Here is a 17220-nt window from a genome sequence, read left to right as displayed (position 1 = left end):
GCTGTCACAATCCCGACACGTTCGCAAGTGCGAAGGGCGCTTTTAAAAGCAGATGCTATCGCCTGCCCGACCGGCTTAAAGCGGCTCTTGTATTGGTAACAGTCATGATTACTTATTGAGCAACCTAAGGAGTTTCCCATGACCAAGAGTGTCGTACGCAGCAAACCCCTTGCCTCTCCTTGGCAGGGGCTGGACCCGTTCCTGTTCGCCGTTCACCACGTCGACCACTATCCTGCCGGAGACGGCCGTCTGGGCATCAAACCCGAAGACCGCGCCAAGGCGGGACAGGGCTGGAATATGTATCACGGCCAGCACGTACCGGGCTTTCCCGCCCACCCGCACCGCGGTTTTGAAACCGTGTCCATTGTCCTGAAGGGCTATGTAGACCACGCCGACAGTCTGGGCGGGGCCGCACGCTATGGTCAGGGCGATGTGCAGTGGCTGACCACCGGCGCCGGCGTCGAGCACGGCGAGATGTTCCCTCTGCTCAATACCGATGGCCCCAACACCATGGAGATGTTCCAGATCTGGTTGAACCTGCCCCCTGAAGGCAAATCGGCCAAGCCGGACTTCGGCATGTTCTGGGCCGAGGACATACCCGTCATCGACAAAGACGGGGCCAGGGTGACGGTCATTGCCGGTGCGTTCGCAGATGCAAAACCTTTGGCACCGCCTTCGGCGTCGTGGGCGGCCAATCCAGATAACGAGTTGGCCATCTGGCTGGTGGATATCGATACGGGTGGCTCTGTTACCCTGCCGGTCGCCTCCGACCAGTCGCTGCGCCGTGGCTATATCTTTGAAGGGGTCGCGACCTTTGACGGCGATACGCAACCGGCCAAGCATCTGGTTGATCTGGATGCCACCCGCGCCAGCGTCATCACTAATGAAAGTGCGGAAAAGGTTCGCATCCTGATCCTGCAATCGCGACCTATCGAAGCGCCGGTTGTCATGCGCGGACCGTTTGTTCTCAATACAGACGAGCAGATGATCGAGACCGTCGTGCGCTATCAGTCCGAGGGTTTTGGCCGCTGGCCTTGGCCCACACAGGCGCACACCCATGGCGATGAAGGCCGCTTCATCCGCTATCCAGATGGACGCCGCGAAGCTCCGCCGACGAAAAACTAAGGCTGGAGTCAGAATAGCTTAAGGGTCACGGGGCGGTGATGCCTTGCACATATAAGCATATCTTTATATGTATGGCGCATCTTAATTCTCAGGAGCCAACCCGTGGCCCGTACTGCCTTCCAGTTCACGTCCGAGAGCGTTTCCGAAGGCCACCCCGACAAGGTGGCAGACCAGATTTCGGATGCCATCGTCGACCTGTTCCTTTCCAAGGACCCGGAGGCCCGTGTGGCCTGTGAAACCCTGACCACCACCCAACTGGTGGTGCTGGCGGGCGAAATCCGCGGCAAGGGTATCTGGGAAAACGACGGCTGGGTCGGCAATATCGAGCAGGAAATCGAGGATGCGGTCCGCCGCGTCGTCAAGGAAATCGGCTACGAGCAAGACGGCTTCCACTGGAGCAAGCTGGTTCTCCAGAACAACCTGCACGGCCAGTCGGCCGACATTGCTGTCGGCGTCGACTCGACCGACAGCAAGGATGAGGGCGCGGGCGATCAGGGCATCATGTTCGGCTATGCCTCGAACGAGACGCCGGAACTGATGCCGGCCACCCTCGCCTACAGCCACAACATCCTCAAAAAACTTTCGGACATCCGCCATGCCGGCGGCTCGGTCCTCGAGCCGGATGCCAAGGCGCAGGTCACCCTGCACTATGAAAACGCCAAGCCGGTGCGTGCGACCTCGATCGTCGTTTCGACCCAGCACGCCAAGGGCAAAAAAGACGAAGTGGCCGCCGTTGTGCGCCCCGTCGTCGAAAGCGTCCTGCCCGCCGGTTTCATCACCGACGAGACGGTCTGGCACATCAACCCGACCGGCATTTTCGAAATCGGTGGCCCTGACGGCGATACCGGCCTGACCGGCCGCAAGATCATCGTCGACACCTATGGTGGCGCGGCCCCGCACGGCGGCGGTGCCTTCTCGGGCAAGGACCCGACCAAGGTTGACCGCTCTGCCGCCTATGCAGCCCGCTATCTGGCCAAGAATGTTGTCGCTGCCGGCCTGGCCGACCGCTGCACCATCCAGCTATCGTATGCCATCGGTGTGGCCAAGCCGCAGTCGATCCACGTGGACCTGCACGGCACCGGCAAGATCGATCCGGCTATCCTCGAAAAGGAACTGCTGGGCCTCATCGGTGGCGCGACCCCGCGTTCGATCCGCGAACATCTGGGCCTTAACAAGCCGATCTACGAGCGCACCGCCAAATACGGTCACTTCGGTCGCGATGCCGATGCCGATGGCGGCTTCTCGTGGGAGAAAACCGATCTGGTCGACAAGCTGAAAGCGCTGATCGCCTAAAGTCGGATTTCTTCGAAATTCGTAGGGGGTGCGGAGGTTTATGCCTCTGCGCCCCCTTTTTTATCCCCCTTGCGAAAACATCCGCTTGCATCAGGGGGCGCTAGGTCCTTTAAGCGCGGCAAACCTGCCCGTAGGGGCTTTCCATATTCAAGGATTTGCCGACGATGAGCCTCCCTGCTCCGAAAAAAGTCGTCCTCGCCTATTCGGGCGGTCTCGACACCTCGATCATCCTGAAATGGCTTCAGACCGAATACGGTGCCGAAGTCATCACCTTCACGGCTGACCTCGGTCAGGGTGAAGAGCTGGCGCCGGCCAAGGAAAAAGCCCTGAAGCTGGGCATCAAGCCGGAAAACATCTACATCGACGACCTGCGCGAAGAGTTCGTGCGCGACTTCGTCTTCCCGATGTTCCGCGCCAATACCGTCTATGAAGGCCAGTACCTGCTGGGCACCTCGATTGCCCGCCCGCTGATCTCCAAGCGCCAGATCGAAATCGCCAAAATGGTCGGTGCCGATGCCGTCTGCCACGGCGCGACCGGCAAGGGTAATGACCAGGTTCGTTTCGAGCTGGGCTATTATGGCCTGTCGCCCGACATCCGCGTGATCGCACCGTGGCGCGAGTGGGACTTCAAGTCCCGCGAAGCCCTGCTGGACTTCGCCGAGAAGCACCAGATCCCGATCTCCAAGGACAAGCGCGGCGAGAGCCCGTTCTCGGTCGATGCCAACCTTCTGCACTCCTCGTCGGAAGGCAAGGTTCTGGAAGATCCGGCTGTCGAAGCGCCTGAATTCGTTCACCAGCGCACCATCGCACCGGAAGACGCACCGGATGTCGCAACCGTCATCACCATTTCCTATGAAAAGGGTGATCCGGTTGCCATCGACGGCGTCGCCATGTCGCCGGCCGAAATCCTGACCAAGCTGAACCAGCTGGGCCACGACAACGGCATCGGTCGTCTGGACCTCGTGGAAAACCGCTTCGTCGGCATGAAGTCGCGCGGCGTTTACGAGACCCCGGGCGGCACCATCATGCTGGCCGCCCACCGTGGCATGGAATCCATCACGCTGGACCGTGGTGCCATGCACCTGAAGGACGAGCTGATGCCGAAATATGCATCGCTGGTTTACAACGGTTTCTGGTTCTCGCCGGAACGCGAGATGCTGCAAGCCGCCATCGACATGTCGCAAGAGAAGGTCGCGGGCACCGTCCGCGTCAAACTCTATAAGGGCAATGTCAGCATCATCGGTCGCGAAAGCCCCTACAGCCTGTACGACCAAGATCTGGTGACCTTCGAAGAAGGTGTCCAGGCCTATGATCACAAGGATGCCGAAGGCTTCATCAAGCTGAACGCTCTGCGCCTGCGCGTACTGGCCAAGCGCGACAACCGCGAAGTCTAATCAACGCCTCGCAGTGTCGGACCTTCAGGGCCGGGCGATCCTCAGGATCGCCCGGCTTTTGTCATCTGTGACCCAGATCGAGCCGTCCGCCGCCACCGCCATTACCACCGGCGTGCCGCGTGGATGCTGTCCCGCGACATTGTCCCAGCGCGGGGTGATAATCTTGCCGCGCACGCTGGGCGTATTGGCCGGATAGCGCAGCGCCCCGCGCGGGTAGATGGCGTAATAGCCGTTGGTGTCGCTCAACGGCACGCCCGCCTCGTCCACCTCGACGGCCATGATGCGCCCGCCGGTGCGACGATAGCCGTGCCACGTCATCAAAAGCCGCCCGCGCCATTCAGGAAACATCGCCCCCGAATAATAGAGCATGTCCAGCGGGGCCGCATGCGGCGGCATCAGGGCCACCGGCTTGTCACGCTGGTTGCAACGGCTTTGCGCTGCGCTCCAGCCCGGCAGGGGCGTCTGCATGTCCACGCAATAGGGCCAGCCATAATGGCCGCCTTGGCGCAGAACATTGACCTCCTCGAACGGATGGGCTGGATCGTTCAGGTCCACCGAGTTCTCGGCCTGCAGGATGGTGCCGGAGCTATGGCGGACCAGTGCAATCGAGTTTCGCAGACCCGAGGCAAAGACGGTGCTGTCCTCGGCCCAGCGACCATCCCCCAGATAGGCATGGCGGCGCACCTGGCCGGTTTGCGCCTCCTCGACACAACGCCCCCTCGCATCCGCGCGCCCCCGCCCCTGCCGGTCCAGACAGCGGTCACTGGGCGCGCCGACATTGACCAGCAGGTCGCCATTGGTATCGAACACAAAACTGGACAACGGGTGGCGGTTATCGTGCAGCCGGTTGTCGGGCAGATCCCCGATAACGGTGCGCAGGGTACGGGCAGGATCCGCTGCGCCGATATCCAGCGTCAGGATACGGTTCATCTCTGACACATAGATACGCCCGCCCGGTCCGCGCGCGATGGTATGGGGCATCGACAGACCCGACAGCAGCTTGCGCCATTGCGGGGTGCGGTCACGATCAAAAGACAGCCGCCAAAGACCGCCCTTGCCCGCTTCCCAGCCGCCCAGATCACTGACCAGCCAGTCACCGCCCTCTAACGCCAGAAGACCACGCGGCATTTTCGGGCCGTCACTCCCCTGATCCTGGCCCTGCCATACCAGCCCCATACAGGCCCCGTCGGTCATACCAACTGAGGTGGCCCGAAAACCGCCGCAAGTCCCCTCAACCGCATAGTTTCGCGAAGGACCTGCCCCCGCCAGAACCAGTGCCACAGCCGACAAGGCCGCGCCGCGTGTGATCGCGCGCATAGCCCGCATGCCTTGCTTTGATACCCTGACCATTGACTGCCCCTGTCGCTTTGCGCTCATCCTATGTCGGCATGCAGACCGGAACCACCCGCAATAAAAAGCGGTTTAATGCGGCTGACTGTGCTCTGTATTATGCAGAACACCACGCCGCTGGCGTCAATTTCCGGAGCTGCCATGTCCTTGCGTTTAATCCTGTCTGCCGCCGCCGTGATCGGCCTTGCCCTTCCCGCGCAAGCCGTACTGGCTACCCCTGCTGCAGCCCAAACGGCAGCACCGCAAAGCGAAGAACTGGACATGGAAGAGGCCTCCGCCCGTTTCAAAGAGCGCATGGATGCCCTGAAGGCCGAACTGGAAACGGTTGTCGCGGCCAATGCCGGTAAACCCGAAGCTTTGAGCACCAGCATCGATGAAACCATCGCCCGCTACAAAGGCGACTTCGATGCCTTTGCCAATATGATGGACACCTATTTCGCCACGATGATCGACAGCGCCGAAACCGACGCGAAGAAACAGGAATACCAAGGTGTTCGCGAACAGGTCGTGCCTATGCTGCGCACCCTGCCCGCGCAAATCCGCACCGCCACACTGGAATACGCCAACACGCCGAAGTAACTGCGGTTTTCAACACGATTTGTATCAGGCCCGCTTCTGACCACAGAGGCGGGCTTGACCGTATCTGGTCTTGGGCCCAAACGCCGCAGCATGAACGCTCTTCCCGTCGATCCGCACCTGTATCTAGCCTATCTGGGCACCATGCTGGTCATGGCCTTTACGCCCGGTCCCGCCAATGTGTTTGCCGTGGCGACGGGTATGCAGCGCGGCAAGGCTGCCGCCCTGATGGCGGTGGCGGGGATGAACACGGCCACCTTCGTCTGGTATTGCGCCGCTGCGCTGGGGTTGGGGGCCTTGGTCAAGGCCTTCCCCGAAGCGTTCCGCATCATCTCGTATGGCGGCATCATCTATGTGGTCTGGATCGGGGTTCAGGCCATTCTCAAGGCCTTGAAGGCCAAGGACGAAGCCCTCGACACACCTGTGCTGGACAAGGGCCGCAATGCCTATCTGTCCGGTTTTCTGGTCCAGATCGCCAATCCCAAGGCCATCCTCTTCTTTACCGCTGTCCTGCCGCCCTTTTTGGACATCGACCGGCCAGCGGTTCCGCAGTTGGCCCTGTTCGCGGTGGCCACGCTTGGACTGGACACCATCGCCATGAGCGCATACGGCCTAGGTGGAGCCGCATTCGCGCGGCACATGTCCTCGGCACGCTTCCAGCGCCTGTTCGGTATCGGTGTAGGGGTTCTGCTTCTGACGGCCGCCATCCTGATGGCATCGAGGCTTTAGGAACCGGATCGTTCACCCTCCGTTCAGATGAAAACGTGCATGGTGTGAATTCAAGGAGAGAGTTCTATGAAGATACTTCGCAAAACTCCGGTCCTGCTGGCAGTGGCGGGCGCGCTGGCACTGGGTGCCTGCGCTTCGACGGCTACGCCCTATCAGCCTGCGGGCCTGAATGGTCAACGCGGCGGTTATTCCGAGCAGCGTCTCGAACAAGACCGTTTCCGTGTCAGCTTTGCCGGTAACTCGGTCACCTCGCGCGAGCAGGTGGAAATGTCACTGCTGCTGCGTGCGGCAGAACTGACGGTCGAGAGCGGCTATGACTGGTTCCAGACCGTGGACCGTGCCACCGATCGCGACAGCCGCGTGATCGCACAACCCGATCCCTTCTATTCGCCGTATGGCGGTTTCTGGGGTCCGCGCTGGCGCTATCACCACCGTGGCTACTGGAGCCCGTGGGGTCCGTCATGGGGCCAAGAGGTCGATTACCGTCAGGTAGACCGTTACGAGGCCTCTGCCGAGATCAAGATGGGCCGTGGCGAAAAGCCGAACAATGATGCCAATGCCTTCAATGCTCGCGAAGTCATTGCCAATCTGTCGCCGCGCGTAACCCGCCCGACGGCCAAATAAGTCTTCTCCCCGAAGGCCTCCATGATCTGGAGGACTGAGCGCCCCGGTTGCTGCCAGCAGCCGGGGCGTCGCCTTTTTAGACGTCCAGTTCCATGACCACGGGCGCGTGGTCGCTGGGCTGCTGCCACTCGCGCACGGTATCCAGCACGCGGGCGCTGCCCTTGACCACAGCCGAGGACAGGCCCGGCGAGGTCCACAGGTGGTCCAGACGCAAGCCCCGGTTCGAGACACGGAAATCCTTGGCGCGATAGCTCCACCAACTGGCCAGCTTCATCGGCTCGGGATGCTGGTCGCGCAGGACATCGGCAAAACCACCGGCATCCTGAAGACGGTACAGGGTCTCGATCTCGATCGGGGTATGGCTGACGACCTTGAGCATCTGGCGATGGCTCCAGACGTCGTATTCGCCCGGTGCGATATTGAAATCACCGGCCAGAACCAGCGGGGCCTGACGATCCCGGCGCTTGGCCTCGGCGGTCAGGCGCTCGTAAAAGTCCATCTTGTGATCGAATTTCGGATTCAGAACACGGTCGGGAATGTCGCCACCGGCCGGAATGTAGAAGTTCTGGATTTCCACGCCCTTGACGAAGGCCGCCACATTACGCGCGTGCTTTTCGCGGCAGACATCGAGGATCGGGGCCTCGGTAATCGGATAGCGGCTGGCAATCGCCACGCCATGCCAGCCCTTCTGGCCACCGATCACCAGATAGGGCAGGCCCATATCGATAAAGGCCTGACGGGGAAACTGGTCCTCCAGACATTTGATTTCCTGCAGGCACAGGACGTCGGGAGCGTATTCGGCAACAAAGCGCGCCACTTGGTCGATGCGCAGACGGACCGAGTTGATATTCCAGGTAACGATGCGAAGGGTCATGGGCCTGCCTTAGCAGACAGACACAAAAAAAGCGCCCGATGTCTCCAACGGGCGCTTTGAACAGGTTTGGCTTGTGCCCTAGCGGTCGCGCGACGGACGACGGGTCGGATCACGCAGGGTGAACAGGCTCGCCGACAGGCCCGATGCTGGTTGCAGGGTCGTCAGTTGAACCCGCGTACGGGCGCCTTGCGCGTCGGTGATGGTCCATTCCTGAAGGCGGCCACCGGCAAAGGACAGGATGACCGAGCCTTCGTTCGGGCGGCGGGCATCGCGGGCCGTGATGGCATAGGCCCCCGAATCCATACGGGTCACGCGGTCGATCTGGACGCCTTGGTCGAGACGCACATTGCGGGCGAGGAAGGTGGACAGCGGCGTCTGGGCCAGAGGCACCTGACGGAAGCTGTCCAGACGCGGATCATAGCGGTTGACGTTATTGCCGTCGGCCACGACCAGAAGACCGGCGGGCGTCGTATATTCAAAACGCATCTTGCCCGGGCGCGACAACCAGAAACGGCCTTCGCGGCGCTGGTTGTTCGGACCGGTTTCCACGAAGGTTCCCTGTGCCGCCGTCAGGCCGGTCAGATAGGTCTGGGCCTGTTCCAGAACAGCGCGGTCGTCTGCCGACAGGTTGGACTGGGCGATGGCGGGCATAGCGGCCATGGCCATAACGGCTGCGGCACCAAAGCCCAGGACGCGTCGAGAAATCATCATGTCATAGTCTCCCGTTCGGGATTATCGAGGCCTCCACCCTGCCCCGTCGGCTTGGCGTCCTCATGACGCAAGCCAGACCATATTTCGGCGACAGAATGAAGGTTTGTTCAGGGTTGTTTTTTTGCCCTGTCGCTTGCGACGCGGTCGCTCGCGGCCTGAGGCAAGACTTCAAAACTCTCGAACCGGACTGCTGTTCCGGTAGAAGCGGCCCGCGTCGGGTCGGGAAGTCCCGAAGGCCAGCGACCTCGGGCCACTTAAAACGCCCACGTCGGGTCGGGAGGTCCCGAAGGGGCCGACGACCGCGGGCCACTTAAATGCCCGCGTGCTACTCGCTCTCACAACCTGATGGCGGATCAATCTGCCTTGGGAAGATAGACGATACGGCATTCGCCATCGACGGCGGTCAGTCTGCCATTGGCAGCATCCACAAACACAGCGCCGCCCCCGTCACGGTTCACGCGGCCAGTGGACTTGCCGTTGAAAATCTCGGTGCCAAAGCTCCAGCAGGTGATTTCCGCCGGTTGGTCTTTGAACTTCGTTTCCATGCTGGCGCGCTTGCTGTCTGTACAAGCGGAAACCAAAACACAGGTGCCGAGCACGGCGAGGACCGTCAAAGTTTTCATGTCAGCGTTCTGGCACACAGTGTTCTTTTCGAAAAGCCTGTTGTCCTCAGACGATCGGGGGCGGACCGGCCAAAACCTCGCGTTTACCGGCATGGTTGGCGGCTGTGACGACACCTTCCTGCTCCATACGCTCGATCAAGGTCGCGGCGCGGTTATAGCCGATCTGAAGGCGGCGCTGGACGTATGAGGTCGAGGCCTTGCGATCACGGGTCACCACGGCCACGGCGCGATCGTACAGATCATCACCGGAGCCGCCGCCCCCTTCATCGCCCATGGCATTGTCACCATCGCCATCCGGTTCGTCGGTTATAAGATCAAGGTAGTCCGGCTCGGCCTGCGCGCGCAGATGCTTGCAGACTTCCTCGACTTCGTTGTCGCCGACAAACGGGCCGTGCAGACGGGTGATGCGACCGCCACCCGCCATATAGAGCATATCGCCCTGACCCAGCAGTTGCTCGCCGCCCTGCTCGCCCAGAATGGTCCGGCTATCGATCTTGGACGTCACCTGGAAGGAGATACGGGTCGGGAAGTTGGCCTTGATGGTGCCGGTGATGACATCCACCGACGGGCGCTGGGTGGCCATGATCAGGTGGATACCGGCGGCACGGGCCATCTGGGCCAGACGCTGTACGGCGCCTTCGACGTCCTTGCCTGCGACCAGCATCAGGTCGGCCATCTCGTCCATGACAACGACGAGGTACGGCATTTTCTCGGGGCGGATTTTTTCGCTCTCATAGACCGGACGGCCCTGCTCGTCGAAACCGGTCTGGACGGTGCGCTCGAAATGCTCGCCCTTTTCAGCGGCTTCGCGGGCGCGTTCATTATAGCCCGCCACGTTACGCACACCCAGTTTGGACATGCGGCGATAGCGGTCCTCCATCTCGCGCACCGTCCATTTCAGCGCGACAACGGCCTTCTTCGGATCGGTCACCACCGGTGCCAGCAGGTGCGGGATGCCGTCATAGACCGACAGTTCCAGCATCTTGGGATCGATCATGATGAAGCGGCAGTCGGCGGGGCTGTAGCGATACAGGATCGACAGGATCATCGCATTGACGCCGACCGACTTACCCGAACCCGTCGTACCGGCAATCAGCAGGTGGGGCATGCGGGCAAGGTCGGCCACATAGGGCTCGCCGCCAATGGTCTCCCCAAGTGCCAGTGGCAGAAGATGGGTCTTCTTGTCGTATTCGCCGGACGCCAGCAGATCGCGCAGGAACACGGTCTGGCGCTTGGCATTGGGCAGTTCGATACCGATGGCATTGCGACCCTGAACCACCGAGATACGACAGGCCTGCGACGACATGGAACGGGCAATATCGTCGGCCAGAGCCACAACGCGGCCGTGCTTCACGCCGGGGGCCGGTACCAGCTCATAAAGCGTAACCACCGGACCCGGACGGATCTGGTCGATCTTGCCACGCACGCCGAACTCCTGAAGCACTTCCTCCAGCATCTTGGCGTTCGATTTCAGCGAGTCCTCGTCAACCGTCCCGCCGCGCTGGACCGGCTTGGCCAGAATACCCAGAGACGGCAGCTCGAACCCGTTCTCGCTCTCGAAGCGGAAGGCCTGCTGGTCGACATCAATGGCGGGCTTGGTGGTCTTGACCGCCGAGACCTTGGGCTCGGCGTTTCGCGAAGGTTTGGCCGAAGGCGGAGCGACCGGCTTGGGATCTTCCCACGGCGGCGGCATCTGGTCATCGGCATCGTCAGCCATGTCATTTTGCGGCTGGGGCACTGCTGCCCGACGCGGCGACAGACCCGCCGCCGCGGCAGCTTCGGCCGCCGCATTGCTGACCATGGGGGCGTGACCGTCTTGCGGTTCGTCGTCCATTTCGGGAAGGCGGTGCAGCGGTTTGCGTACCTTGGCCGCGCCCGCCTGTTTCTTGTCGGCGCGGGCCGTTTTGGCCGCCTTGGCAGGGACGCGGACATGGGCGCCTTTTTCGGCGGCCCATCCAGCCGTATCCTTGAAGTCCACCAGACGCAGACCGACCGTATAACCCAGACACCACAAGGCGATCAGGCCAAACACAACACCCAGAATAATACGCGCATAGGGAACATGGATGGCGCTCAAACCCTTGGCGGCCAGACCGGTAATGCCGTCACCCCAGATACCGCCAAGACCCGCCGCCAGCGGCCAGTGCGCCGGTTGAGCCAAGGCCGAAAACCCTGCCGAAGCCAGCAGCACGCCAGCAACCGCCGCAAAGATTTTCAGCCGCGTCGGATGCAGACGGTGCGGCACGGAATCCCCCAGTGCCACGCCCACGCCAAATGCGCCGACCAGAAGCACGGCCAGCCATGCGCCAAGGCCCAGAGACTGCATCAGCAGGTCCGACAGCACCGCACCACCGCCACCCATCCAGTTCCTGACCGTCTGGGTCGATGCGGTATTCCAGCTGGGATCCGCCGGATTCCACGAGGCCAGTGCCACCAGAACCAGACAGGCCAGCACGGCCTGTATGATCCCGCGCACACGCACGGCAAAGGGTGCCGCCCATACAATACGGACGGTATTTAAAGACTGTTCGACGAATGCAGCAGCAGACATGAAGGCGGACCTCCGGCAAGACTAGAGTGTCTTGTGACCGATCAGGGTTAATGTCCTATTTACCAGCGCCTCGCGTGACCAAGTTTGACCTTTGCCGCCATAGGGTCGATCACAGGACTGGACGTGACGCAGCAATGAGGCGACACAGACCCCATGAGCGGTTCTGACTACGACATCATCATTGCGGGAGCTGGCCTTGCCGGTGCCGCGTTTGCTCTGGCTGCGGCACAGGGTGGTCTCAAGGTTGTGGTGGTGGACCCCCAGCCTTTCGAGACCCAGCTGGCGGCCAGTTTTGACGGCCGTTCTACCGCCATTGCCTATTCGACCTTCCGTATGCTGGACGCACTGGGTCTGGGCGAAAGCCTGAGGCCGCATGCCTGCCGGATGGACCATATTCTGGTCACCGACGGCCAGCGCCCCAGCGCCTCCAGCCGCCCGCCCTCGCCGGCCTTTATCCGTTTCGATGCCGAAGAGATTGGTGACCGCAACGGCGGCGAGCCTCTGGGTTATATGCTGGAAAACCGCCGCATCCGTCAGGCTCTAGCCGAGGCCCTGCCCAAGGCGGGCGTGGAGATGATTACCCCCGCCTCGGTCAAAAAAGTCGATGTGGGCCCCGGGCAGGCCCGCGTGACCCTGAATGACGGTCGTATCCTCCAAGCGCCTCTGGTCGTGGGGGCCGAAGGACGCGGTTCGACCGTACGCCGCGAGGCCGGTATCCAGACACTAGGCTGGACATATAAACAGTCGGGCGTGGTCTGTACGGTCAAGCTGGGCAAGGACCACGGCAATGTCGCCCACGAATATTTCCTGCCGGATGGTCCGTTTGCCATCCTGCCGCTGACCGAACAGCGGGTGTCGCTGGTCTGGACCGAAAGCACACGTCGTGCCGAAGCCCTGAAGGTTTGCTCCGACGAGGCGTTTCAGGCCCATCTGTTCCGCCGCTTTGGCGAGTTCCTCGACAGTGTCGAGGTGGTTGGACCGCGCTTTGTCTATCCGCTCAGCCTGCAACTGGCTGAAAACCTGACCGCACCGCGTATCGCCATTATGGGCGACGCCGCCCACGGTGTTCACCCCGTCGCCGGTCAGGGACTGAATATGGGTCTGAAGGATGCGGCGGCACTGGCCGAGGTTCTGACCGATGCCCTGCGTCTGGGCGAAGACATCGGCTCGGAACTGGTGCTGGAACGCTATGCCCGCTGGCGCCGCTTTGACAATGCGGTGCTGTCCGCCGGTTTTGACAGCTTTGTGCGCCTGTTCTCCAACGACATCGCCCCCGTCCGCTTCGCTCGCGACGCCGGTATGGCCATCGTCAACCGCATCGGTCCCCTGCGCCGCGCCTTCATGCACGAAGCCGGCGGCGCCACCGGCGACCTCCCCCGGCTTCTTAGAGGTGAGGCTCTTTAGAGCCTCCGAGCCGCACGGCGGCTCGCCGCTACGTTCGCGACGCGGTCGCTCACTGCTTGAGCGGAAGTTTAGAGTGCTCATCTAGTTTGCCTGTGCGCTTGGCATCGCGCGGCTGAAAGCCCGCGCGTCAGTACTACATTCGGGGTTGCCTCTTGTTTCTTGCGCTCAAGCAGCAAGCCCCCGCGGGGTGAGCGATAGCGCGGCGCGAAGCGCCAACCGCAAAAGGGCCGCCAGCAAAGCTGGCGGCCCTTTGTGCGAAAGCAAAAAACTAGAAGTTTAGTCTTCTAAACTTCTAGCATCCTCGACCAGCATGATCGGCACGCCTTCGCGGATCGGGAAGGCCAGTTTGGCGCCCAAAGAGATCATCTCGTTGCGTTCGCGGTCATAGGTCAGGCGCCCCCGCGTAACCGGACAGATCAGGACTTCCAGCAGGCGCGGGTCCACGGTGACGGGGGTGTTGAAATCATCGCTCATGGACGGTTTCTAGCCTTCTGATCGTCCGTAGCCAAGATATTCCTATTGCACGCTGGGCGGCAGGTCTTCGTCGGGCAGCCCTGCCCCGTCGATACGCAAAAGCGCCGTCAGCACCTCGTTGCGTTCATGCAGATAACGCGCCTCGATCAGGGCCTGTTTCTCGGCAGGCTCGAACGGCAGTCCCATGGACAGGCTATTGATCAAGGCTTCGGGTGGTGCGGCCTTGGCGGCATCCCAGTCGATATCCAGTCCGCGCACAGCCAGATAGGGCTGTAGCGCGCCGAGGAAACGCTCGCGGTCAAAGTTTTCAAACATGTCCGGACCGTCCAGATCATGCTCGTATTCGGTAAAATCGGCCCTGATCTGACGGTACGGGCTCTTGGCCTGGATTTCGGTGGCAATGCGAAAACGCGATATGCCCGTCAGGGTAATCAGATAGCGCCCGTCCGATGTTTCGGCAAAGCTGGTGATGCGGCCCGCACAGCCCACCCGCATCAGCGGCGGTCGCTCGCCTGTCAGGCCAATGCTCTGGATCATGCCAACGATCCGGTCGCCCGCCATGGCATCATCGACCATGTTCAGATAGCGCGGCTCATAGATGTTGAGCGGCAGCTGGCCTCTGGAAAGCAGGATGACCCCGGGCAAGGGAAAGACCGGAATGACCTGTGGCAGGTCCGACGATCTGACATAACCCTGAGCCATCCTGAACCGTCCTATCCGAACAGAAGCGAAGACAGACGGCGGCGACCGTCCTTGGAGACATCGCTCATGGTGCCCGCCGCATCAAATACGGTCAGCAACTCTTTGCGAGCGGCCTGATCGTTCCATTCGCGATCTGCCGAGATAATGGCCAGAAGCTCGTTGACGGCACCGGCGAAATTACCGCTGGCCGCCAGATCCTGCGCCAGCTCGAAACGGGTCTGGTGGTCGGCCGGATTGGCTGACAGTCTGGCCTGAAGTTCGGCACTGGCCCCCGACGCCTTGGAGGCGAGGCTCAACTGGGCACGCACGGCCTGAACCGACGGTTCCTTGGAATCCGCCGGTGCCATGTCGATGGTTTGCGCCGCTTGTTCGATATCACCATCGGCCAGATAGACCTTGGCCATACCGGCAATGGCTTTCTCGTTTTTCGGGTCCAGCGTCAGGGCCTGCGCAAAGGCCTGAGCGGCGCCGCCCAGATCTGCCAACGTCAGGGATTCCTCGCCCAAGGCCAGCAATTGCTCGACATCAGGATTGTCACCCTTGCCGCCGGTCAGGCGGTCGATAAAGGCCTTGATCTGGCTTTCGGGAACCGCGCCCTGGAAGCCGTCAACCGGCTGGCCGTTCACAAAAGCATAGACGGTCGGGATCGACTGTACGCGCAGCTGGCCCGCATAGGCGGGGTTCGCATCCACGTCGATCTTGACCATCTTGACCGCACCACCGGCCGCGCGGACGTTCTTTTCCAACAGTGGGCCCAGCGTACGGCACGGGCCGCACCAGGTGGCCCAGAAGTCGACGATCACAGGCTGGGTCTTGGAGGCTTCGATCACATCGCGCATGAAGGAGGCGTCCGTACCGTCAACAATCAGATCGGACGGCGGGGTGGCGGACGGGTCGGAAAGGCTCATTAATTTCGGCTCCCAGCACGAAACACAAAAACATTAGTTCATCAGATGGTTCTGATGCGGGCCAGACTCAAGCCCTGTGCGTCAAACCATACGTTCCATCTGCGCAAAATCGACCACAAAAGCGGGCCGATCCAGCGTTTCCAGAAAGCGCCGGAAATCGGACTGTTCCAGCGCCGTTGTGGCGGTGTTGACCAGCGGGTGGAAGTTGACGATGTCCGCCTCCCACAAGGCGCGGTCCAGAACAAAGGTCACGTCGTGGCCCGCATCGTTTATCAGGCCCAGCGCCGTTACCGATCCGGGGCGCACTCCCAGATATTGCCACATCAGCTGCTCATTGCCGAACGACAGGCGGTCCGAGCCCAGCACCTTATGGGCGCGCTTTAAGTCAATCACCGTGTCCTGTGCCGCAGAGATCAGCCACAGGCGGCCTTTCTTGTCCTTGAGGAACAGGTTCTTGGTGTGAACCCCCGGCATATCGGCCTTGAGTTCCAGCCCTTCTTCCACGCGAAAAACGGCAGGGTGGTCGTGGGTGGTCTGTTTGATGCCGTGCTGCGCCAGATAGTCCAGAAGGCTGGTGCGGTCATGGGCCGGTACGGTCTGGGCCACGGCGTCGGGCGATAAAGCGTCGGTTACGTCAGTCATGACCTTGTCGGGGGCCTTGTCGAGCGGGGGGCTGCAACGTTAGGGAAAGTATACGAGAACCAACCGATAGCCTGTGGAGTCGAGACTTGGAACTGGAATGCTATCCGATGCACGCGCGGCCGTGCGATCTGGTGCCCGGGCGCCAGTCACGCGACTGGATGGATGCCTTTGCGGCCCGTCACCCCTATCGCTGCCTGCCTCTGAACATGGCCAACACCACCGGATGGGAAATCCTGTGCCCGTTCGGCTTTACCGCCGAATGGAACGGTGGTCCGTCGCAAACCGACATCACCATCACGCCGGACCATCCTGTGCAGGATCTGGCGCATTTTGTGACCTCGCACTTCTCGCGCGGGATCATCACCATGCACCCGCAATACCTGTTCCGCACGCCGCCGGGTTGGGGTCTGATTGCCCAAGGTGCCCCCAACCTCATCAAGGACGGCATCCAGCCTCTGGTCGGTGTGGTCGAGACGGACTGGCTGCCCTTCCCCTTCACGATGAACTGGATGTTCACCCGTCCGGGCCGCGTAAAGTTCGCCAAGGGCGAGCCGTTCTGCTTCATCCTGCCGATCGAGCACCGCAAGCTGGAAAATATGCAGCCGGTCATCCGTACGCTGGAATCCAATCCGGTGATGCGGGACCAGTTCGACGCCTGGAACCGTGCCCGCACAGACTTCAACAACCGTCTGGCCAATCACGACCCCGAGGCCGTCAAAGAGGCGTGGCAGCGGTATTACTTCAAGGGCGAAGTGCCTGAAGATCTGGGCACTGCCCCAGAAACCCACGCCAATAAGCGCCGCCTGAAAACGCCGCGTATTGGCTAAGTATCAAAAAAGCCCGCCTCCGATAAGGAAGCGGGCTTTTTTATAGTCTGACTGCCGCTCAGGGCTGGAGGCGATAGCCGCCTGCATCGGTCAGCAACAGGCGGGCCTGACCCGGCTCGGCTTCGATCTTCTGGCGCAGACGATAGATATGGGTTTCCAGCGTGTGGGTGGTCACACCCGCATTATAGCCCCACACCTCGGTCAACAGTTCTTCGCGTGATACCGGCTTGGAGCCCGCGCGATAGAGGTATTTGAGGATGTTGGTTTCTTTCTCGGTCAACCGCACCTTCTTGCCGGTGGCATCGACCATGATCTTGGACGCCGGACGGAACTCATACGGGCCGATCTGGAAGACCGCGTCCTCGGACTGTTCGTGACTGCGCAGGTGGGCACGGATACGCGCCAAAAGGACC

18 protein-coding genes are annotated in these 17220 nt (G+C 61.4%); 8 read left to right on the top strand and 10 right to left on the bottom strand.

Going from position 1 to position 17220, the window contains the following annotated elements:
• The first annotated feature begins 138 nt into the window (after positions 1–138).
• The 3 genes from RSB01_RS03320 (at position 139) to RSB01_RS03310 (ending at position 3812) form a co-directional block, all read left to right on the top strand.
• Positions 139–1125 carry a pirin family protein gene (locus tag RSB01_RS03320; protein WP_332589863.1) on the top strand — a complete coding sequence of 329 codons (987 nt, stop codon included), beginning with the start codon at positions 139–141 and terminating at the stop codon, positions 1123–1125.
• Between the two features lie 102 nt (positions 1126–1227).
• Positions 1228–2418: a methionine adenosyltransferase gene (gene metK, locus RSB01_RS03315; RefSeq protein WP_332589864.1), complete on the top strand. Its 1191-nt coding sequence runs from the start codon at positions 1228–1230 to the stop codon at positions 2416–2418.
• A gap of 164 nt (positions 2419–2582) precedes the next feature.
• Complete coding sequence (locus RSB01_RS03310) at positions 2583–3812, top strand: argininosuccinate synthase (protein ID WP_332589865.1); 1230 nt, start codon at positions 2583–2585, stop codon at positions 3810–3812.
• Positions 3813–3836: 24 nt separating this feature from the next.
• On the opposite strand, the gene RSB01_RS03305 is transcribed toward RSB01_RS03310, so the two are convergent.
• Positions 3837–5129, bottom strand: a complete 1293-nt coding sequence (locus tag RSB01_RS03305) for a PQQ-dependent sugar dehydrogenase (RefSeq protein WP_332589866.1) — start codon at positions 5127–5129, stop codon at positions 3837–3839.
• Positions 5130–5303: 174 nt separating this feature from the next.
• Between RSB01_RS03305 and RSB01_RS03300 the strand changes: the two genes are divergently transcribed.
• The 3 genes from RSB01_RS03300 (at position 5304) to RSB01_RS03290 (ending at position 7091) form a co-directional block, all read left to right on the top strand.
• The gene (locus RSB01_RS03300) at positions 5304–5741 is read left to right on the top strand and encodes a hypothetical protein (protein ID WP_332589867.1); all 438 of its coding nucleotides are present in this window, start codon (positions 5304–5306) and stop codon (positions 5739–5741) included.
• Between the two features lie 90 nt (positions 5742–5831).
• Positions 5832–6467 (top strand): LysE family translocator, encoded by a 636-nt coding sequence (locus RSB01_RS03295; RefSeq protein ID WP_332589868.1) that lies wholly within the window; start codon positions 5832–5834, stop codon positions 6465–6467.
• A 66-nt stretch (positions 6468–6533) separates the two neighbouring features.
• Positions 6534–7091, top strand: a complete 558-nt coding sequence (locus tag RSB01_RS03290) for a hypothetical protein (RefSeq protein WP_332589869.1) — start codon at positions 6534–6536, stop codon at positions 7089–7091.
• A 76-nt stretch (positions 7092–7167) separates the two neighbouring features.
• On the opposite strand, the gene xth is transcribed toward RSB01_RS03290, so the two are convergent.
• From xth to RSB01_RS03270, 4 genes are all read right to left on the bottom strand, one after another.
• The gene (gene xth, locus RSB01_RS03285; RefSeq protein WP_332589870.1) at positions 7168–7965 is read right to left on the bottom strand and encodes an exodeoxyribonuclease III; all 798 of its coding nucleotides are present in this window, start codon (positions 7963–7965) and stop codon (positions 7168–7170) included.
• A gap of 78 nt (positions 7966–8043) precedes the next feature.
• Positions 8044–8676, bottom strand: coding sequence for an outer-membrane lipoprotein carrier protein LolA (locus tag RSB01_RS03280; RefSeq protein WP_332589871.1), 633 nt, complete (start codon positions 8674–8676; stop codon positions 8044–8046).
• A 353-nt stretch (positions 8677–9029) separates the two neighbouring features.
• Positions 9030–9221, bottom strand: a complete 192-nt coding sequence (locus tag RSB01_RS03275) for a hypothetical protein (protein WP_332589872.1) — start codon at positions 9219–9221, stop codon at positions 9030–9032.
• A gap of 124 nt (positions 9222–9345) precedes the next feature.
• Positions 9346–11850 (bottom strand): DNA translocase FtsK, encoded by a 2505-nt coding sequence (locus RSB01_RS03270; RefSeq protein ID WP_332589873.1) that lies wholly within the window; start codon positions 11848–11850, stop codon positions 9346–9348.
• Positions 11851–12003: 153 nt separating this feature from the next.
• On the opposite strand from RSB01_RS03270, the gene RSB01_RS03265 reads away from it, so the two are divergent.
• Positions 12004–13254: a UbiH/UbiF/VisC/COQ6 family ubiquinone biosynthesis hydroxylase gene (locus tag RSB01_RS03265; RefSeq protein ID WP_332589874.1), complete on the top strand. Its 1251-nt coding sequence runs from the start codon at positions 12004–12006 to the stop codon at positions 13252–13254.
• 276 nt (positions 13255–13530) lie between these two features.
• Here the strand turns inward: RSB01_RS03265 and RSB01_RS03260 are convergent, their stop codons facing one another.
• The 4 genes from RSB01_RS03260 to RSB01_RS03245 all read right to left on the bottom strand — a co-directional run bounded on the left by RSB01_RS03260 (position 13531) and on the right by RSB01_RS03245 (position 15980).
• Entirely contained in the window at positions 13531–13728 is a 198-nt protein-coding gene (locus tag RSB01_RS03260) for a Trm112 family protein (protein WP_332589875.1), read from the bottom strand.
• Between the two features lie 42 nt (positions 13729–13770).
• Complete coding sequence (locus tag RSB01_RS03255; RefSeq protein WP_332589876.1) at positions 13771–14430, bottom strand: LON peptidase substrate-binding domain-containing protein; 660 nt, start codon at positions 14428–14430, stop codon at positions 13771–13773.
• A gap of 11 nt (positions 14431–14441) precedes the next feature.
• Positions 14442–15338 carry a co-chaperone YbbN gene (locus RSB01_RS03250; protein ID WP_332589877.1) on the bottom strand — a complete coding sequence of 299 codons (897 nt, stop codon included), beginning with the start codon at positions 15336–15338 and terminating at the stop codon, positions 14442–14444.
• Between the two features lie 81 nt (positions 15339–15419).
• Complete coding sequence (locus tag RSB01_RS03245) at positions 15420–15980, bottom strand: prolyl-tRNA synthetase associated domain-containing protein (protein WP_332589878.1); 561 nt, start codon at positions 15978–15980, stop codon at positions 15420–15422.
• An 86-nt stretch (positions 15981–16066) separates the two neighbouring features.
• Between RSB01_RS03245 and RSB01_RS03240 the strand changes: the two genes are divergently transcribed.
• A complete protein-coding gene (locus tag RSB01_RS03240; protein WP_332619333.1) occupies positions 16067–16807 on the top strand; it encodes a DUF6065 family protein in 741 nt (246 codons plus the stop codon).
• A gap of 58 nt (positions 16808–16865) precedes the next feature.
• Here RSB01_RS03240 and RSB01_RS03235 read toward each other — a convergent pair.
• On the bottom strand, positions 16866–17220 hold a 355-nt coding region (locus RSB01_RS03235), incomplete at its 5' end, for a response regulator transcription factor (RefSeq protein WP_332625071.1).

The organism is Brevundimonas sp., from assembly GCF_036659295.1.
Lineage (GTDB): Bacteria > Pseudomonadota > Alphaproteobacteria > Caulobacterales > Caulobacteraceae > Brevundimonas.
Note: the sequence above shows the minus strand (reverse complement) of the source record. Positions and strands in the feature narration are given on the sequence as shown.